The 4,868-nt window shown below is 63.7% G+C and carries 4 protein-coding genes and 3 pseudogenes; 3 read left to right on the top strand and 4 right to left on the bottom strand.

Annotated features, from left to right (window positions below):
* Window positions 1-328, bottom strand: a pseudogene (locus QOI01_RS34795) (ATPase); the annotation flags it as partial.
* Between the two features lie 481 nt (window positions 329-809).
* Here QOI01_RS34795 and QOI01_RS34800 point away from each other — a divergent pair.
* The 3 genes and pseudogenes from QOI01_RS34800 to QOI01_RS34810 form a co-directional block, all read left to right on the top strand.
* A pseudogene (locus QOI01_RS34800) lies at window positions 810-1,656 on the top strand (IS110 family RNA-guided transposase); the annotation flags it as partial.
* Between the two features lie 254 nt (window positions 1,657-1,910).
* Window positions 1,911-2,972, top strand: coding sequence for an IS110 family RNA-guided transposase (locus tag QOI01_RS34805; RefSeq protein ID WP_526388587.1), 1,062 nt, complete (start codon window positions 1,911-1,913; stop codon window positions 2,970-2,972).
* Window positions 2,973-2,990: 18 nt separating this feature from the next.
* Window positions 2,991-3,377, top strand: a pseudogene (locus tag QOI01_RS34810) (transposase); the annotation flags it as partial.
* Between the two features lie 181 nt (window positions 3,378-3,558).
* Here the strand turns inward: QOI01_RS34810 and QOI01_RS34815 are convergent.
* The 3 genes from QOI01_RS34815 to QOI01_RS34825 all read right to left on the bottom strand — a co-directional run.
* Window positions 3,559-3,924: an IS3 family transposase gene (locus tag QOI01_RS34815; protein WP_526388589.1), complete on the bottom strand. Its 366-nt coding sequence runs from the start codon at window positions 3,922-3,924 to the stop codon at window positions 3,559-3,561.
* 188 nt (window positions 3,925-4,112) lie between these two features.
* Window positions 4,113-4,226: a helix-turn-helix domain-containing protein gene (locus QOI01_RS34820; RefSeq protein ID WP_526388591.1), complete on the bottom strand. Its 114-nt coding sequence runs from the start codon at window positions 4,224-4,226 to the stop codon at window positions 4,113-4,115.
* Between the two features lie 100 nt (window positions 4,227-4,326).
* Window positions 4,327-4,868 (bottom strand): CoA transferase (locus QOI01_RS34825; RefSeq protein ID WP_526388592.1); only part of this gene is annotated, 542 nt, incomplete at its 5' end.

The raw sequence follows: 4,868 nt of genomic DNA on the forward strand, positions 1-4,868 counted from the left end.
CATCGGTGCAGGTGAGCAGGACTGCGGTGACGTTGGGGTTGTCGCCAATGGCGGTGGTGAGGCGTGCGATCTCTTCGGGCAGCACGCAGACGGTGTTGGTGTAGATCATGCGGTGGTAGCCCAGTGCCCGGTAGTTCGCCCATATCGCGGTGAGGTTGCGTTCGACAAGGTGGTGCTGCCATGGCGCCGGGTGGGCCATGTCGAGGAAGTCGCCGTCGATGAGGCAGTGCGAGATGTCGGCTGCGCCGAGTTGGGCGTGCATCTCGAAACCGACGCTGGTCTTGCCGGTCCCGGATCGCCTGCCGATGAACGCGAGCTCGCTGCTCATGTGCCGAAGTGTCGCCTGTTGCCGGCCCTGTTGGCGACATGTTTTCTCACGGCAGGCCCAACAACTTGGAATCGAGGTGATCGTTCTTGGCATGTTTGGAGTAGTAGGCCCGCAGGTCGGCCGACTGCGTGGTGGGTACCATCGACACCCGTGCCCCGCGGTGGCGGAACCACGACGCCACGGGCGCCCAGGCGTAGGCTAAGTCAGCAGACCGGCGCCGGTGGCGCACCGTGGGGCGTGAAGATTCGGCGGTGGTCACCTGTTGTGCTCACCTCAGGCGCGGCGGGATCATTATTGGTGTTCGTCGTCGTTGTCCCCGGAAAGACCTTGGTGCTTTGAGCCTGTAAGTCAGCATGGCGGCGGAGGGCTTCCACGGGAACCGTGGATTGGTGCCTTGAGCCCGTGCGTCAGACTTCCGACTCTCCTGCCCTCCCCACGACGGACACCTTCACAGTGGGCTACGGGAGAAGGGAGCGGCGCTGTGGACGTCATTCACCCGCGCTGCGCGGGTCTGGATATCTCCAAGAAGGACGCCAAGGTGTGCGTCCGTATCCACGGTGCAGGCCGCCGCAAGACCAGTGAAACAGTGACCACGTTCGGGGCGACCACACGCCAGATCATTTGCTGCGGGATCATCTTGGCGCACAGCAGGTTACGTGCGTCGTCATCGAAGCCACCGGCGACTATTGGAAGCCGTTCTACTACCTGCTGGAGGATCTGCCGGGCGTGGAGGTGATGCTGGTCAATGCCCGACACGTCAAGAACTTGCCTTGCCGCAAGACCGACGTGGCTGATGCCACCTGGCTTGCTCAGTTGGGCGCCCATGGTCTGGTCCGAGGGTCGTTCGTTCCACCTGAACCGATCCGGCAGCTACGCGACCTGACCCGCACACGCACCACCGTGACTCGGGAACGCACCCGCGAGATCCAGCGCTTGGGGAAGCTACTCGAGGACGCCGGGATCAAACTGTCCTCAGTCGCCGCTGATCTCAACGGCGCCTCTCGCGGGCGATGCTGGAAGCCTTGCTTGCCGGCGAAACCGATCCGGCGGCCATGGCCGACCTCGCCAAGAAACGGATGCGCGTGAAGATCCCGCAGCTGACCGAAGCCCTCTACGGTCGGTACAGCGGCCATCACGCATTTCTGACCCGCATGCACCTGGATCTGATCGACCAGCACACCGCAGCCATCGAACAGCTCACCGATCGAATCGAGGTGGTGATGGAACCCTTTCGTAGCTTCCGAGACTTGATCTGCACCATCCCCGGCATCGGTGGGTACACCGCCGACGTCGTCGTGGCCGAGACCGGAGCCGATATGACCAAATTCCGACTTGTATGGGTGTCACGGCTCGGGGACGGGGTTGCTGCCCTAACGTGCCGTAGCAGACCGGAAGGGTTGACTCGTAAAATTCCTGTCACCCGTAGTTCAGGTTGACCCTGGTGGGGTGTGTCTGCCCTTCCGGTCTGCGTTCGCGGCGTGACTCAAGAGAGGCGTGACCCCAAGCTGCTGTGAGAGGTACTTGAAGTCGGAGTGTCCGCCGCGGATTCCCACCCACACGAGCGAAGGGGAACCCGCACTCCATGATCGTCATCGGCATTGATCCGCACAAGTCCACCCACACCGCCACCGCGTTGGATTCCGCTACAAATACCGACCTCGGCTCGATCCGTATCGAGGCATCTGTCGCCGAGTACGAACGCATGATCGCCTGGGCCAGATCGTGGCCTGACCGGTCGTGGGCCATCGAGAACGCTGACGGCCTGGGCCACCACCTTGCGTTGTGGCTGCTTGCTCGCGGTGAGAGAGTGGTCGACGTCTCGACCACCGCGACCGCCAGAGTGCGCGAACTGTCCCGCGGCGGTCGCCGCAAGAACGACCGCATCGATGCCGCCGCAGCGGCGAGTGTTGCTGCGCTGCAAGGCGATGCCCGTCCCGTGCGGGCGGAGACGTCTGCCGATACTCTTGCTCTGCTCGATGAGCATCGAGTCAACTTGTCGCACAGTCGAACTCGCACGGTCAACCAACTTCATGCGCTACTGCGGGAGTTGATGGCCGGCGGCGCGCCGACGTCCCTGACGTCGGCCAGAGCGACGGCTGTCATCCGCTCAATTCGGCCACGGACCGACACAGACCGCATCCGGGTCCAACTTGCCAAGGAGCTGATTGCCGACCTCCGACGTTTCGACGAGCAACTCGCCACCAACAGCAAGGAGCTGACGCGACTACTCGATGAACACGGCTCCAGACTGCGCCAGGTCGATGGAATCGGGCCGGTCCTCGCCGCTCGGATCCTCGGCCGCACCGGGCACCCGAGCCGCTTCCCGTCGGCGGCCGCCTACGCCAACTACACCGGCACCGCACTTATCCAGATTGCCAGCGCCGACTTCTCAAGACACCGCCTCTCCCGCTACGGAGACAGGCACCTCAACTCCGCCATCCACACCGTCGCGATGATTCAGATCCGGATGTCCGCCAGCGTCGGCAGAAAGTACTACGACAAGAAGATCGCCGAAGGCAAATCGCCCCGCTCCGCGGCTCGATGCCTCAAACGACACCTCGCGGGCTACCTCTGGCGCATCATGCTCGCCGACGAGACCCGCACCACGCAAGCAACTTCGGAAGTAGCCCGAAATGCCTCTTGACATATAGAGAGGCACCCCACCGCCCAACACCTCGCGTCGTGGGCGGGCACCACCCCGGGCAACAACGAATCGGCCGGCAAGGTCAAATCGCGCCGAACCCGCCCGGGCAACCCCTACTTGCAAGGTGCCCTCGGCACCGCGGCGATGTCGATCTCTCACACCCGCGACACCTACCTGGCCGCCAAATATCGCCGGATAGCCACCCGCCGCGGCCCCCTGAGAGCCAACGTCGCCGTTCAACGCGCACTGCTCGTCGCCATCTGGAACATCGCCACCACCAACACCCCCTACCACGATCCCGGTGGGGACTACTTCACCCGGCTCAACCCGCAGAAAGCCCGAAACAACGCTATTCGCCAACTCGAAGCCATGGGCTACCACGTCACCCTCGACCAGGCGTCCTGACCGAGCCACTCACCCCGCGAACTCACCTCACGTGAATCTTCTCGTCAGGCCTGAAGCGTGACCACACCTACGCGACTATGCCGACCTTTCGCACCTCAGCACCGCCGTTGGCCTGCGCCATCGCAAGCACTGTCGGCATATTCCGAGGGTCGGCATAGGACATCTAATGCCGACGCCGGCATTAGAAGTCGGTGACCCACAACCGATTTGGCGCCTCATGAGTGAACATCCGCTCGACCAGGTCTGTCGCCGTGGGAGTTTCGTGACGCCGGGTGCCCGACAGGCCCTTGATGATCGCACGGGCCATCGGCATCTCGACCTGATTGTGGCCGATCCGAAGCCCCAATCCGAGAGTCAGCTCGGCATGAACTCGGCGAGCGCCGTACGTGCCCCCAGAGGCGGTGTGCACGGCGTGGATCTGCTCGGTGAGCCAGGCATGGCGGACCGCCCGCGCCGAGGGTGGCCGGGCGCGCCATGCGTAGTAACCCGACTCGGTCACCTCCAACAGCCGACATGCCACCTGCACGGGAAGTCCCTCTGCGGCCATGGTGGCTATGGCCGCGTACCGTCTTTTGGGTCGTGCGGCTCCTTCAGCAGCTCACGGGTCCTTTTTGGGATGGCCACCTCGGTCTCCAACTCGCGGATGCGTCTGTTGGCCGGGCTCAGCTCGGCCAGTTCGGCGCGGTTCAGTCCGGACAGCTGCCCGGTGTCGATCAGCTCCTGGCGGCGCCAGCGTTAGATGGTCTGGTCGCTGATACCCAGATCGGCAGCGATCTGCGCAATCGGGCGACAGGAGGCCACCAGATCAAACACCTTGCGACGGAACTCTTCGGAATAACGCTTGGGCATGGACACGGCTCCTTTCGGGAGATGTCGTGACCAGAGTCAAGCAAACCGACTCCATGCAACCCAGGGCACATCACGACACCACCGAAACCCAGGGCAAACATCAAGCCTCGTGCGAGGTCATATGGCCGACGTCGAGCATCTCGATGCGAGCCGAGTCATAATGCAGGAGTTCCGAGAAGATGTAGTCAGCGTCCTCGTTGCGTCGTGGTGCGCGTCGGTACTCCACAGCGCCGTCACCCACCCGGACTGGGCTGCGGACCTGACGGACGGTGCCGAATTCCGGATGCTCGGTCTCGACGACCATGCCTCTGGACACCGTGTGCTCGTCGGCGAGGGCCTGCGAGACCGAGTTGACGGGCCCCGTGGGCACACCCGCAGCGTGGAGCACCTCGAGCCATTCCTGCGCTGTGCGTGACCGGAAGATCCCATCGAGGATCGGAAGCAGTTCGTCGGCGTGGATACGGCGAGCGCTGAACGTCGCAAACCGTTCGTCGGTGGCGAGCTCGGGGCGTTCTACGGCGACCGCAAGCCGCTGCCAGAACTTCTCTTTCGGGCACGCGACGACGATCCATCCATCGCTCGCCTGGAACGCCTGGAACGGCACCAGAGACGGATGCGCGGAGTGGTGGGTCCTCTTCGGCT

It is taken from the genome of Mycobacterium sp. (assembly GCF_032162605.1).
GTDB lineage: Bacteria > Actinomycetota > Actinomycetes > Mycobacteriales > Mycobacteriaceae > Mycobacterium.

Bases quoted from the DNA above. Each gene is read 5' to 3' on its own strand.
- QOI01_RS34805 (WP_526388587.1), top strand. From the start codon at position 1,911: ATGATCGTCATCGGCATTGATCCGCACAAGTCCACCCACACCGCCACC.
- QOI01_RS34815 (WP_526388589.1), bottom strand. From the start codon at position 3,924: ATGGCCGCAGAGGGACTTCCCGTGCAGGTGGCATGTCGGCTGTTGGAG.
- QOI01_RS34820 (WP_526388591.1), bottom strand. From the start codon at position 4,226: ATGCCCAAGCGTTATTCCGAAGAGTTCCGTCGCAAGGTGTTTGATCTG.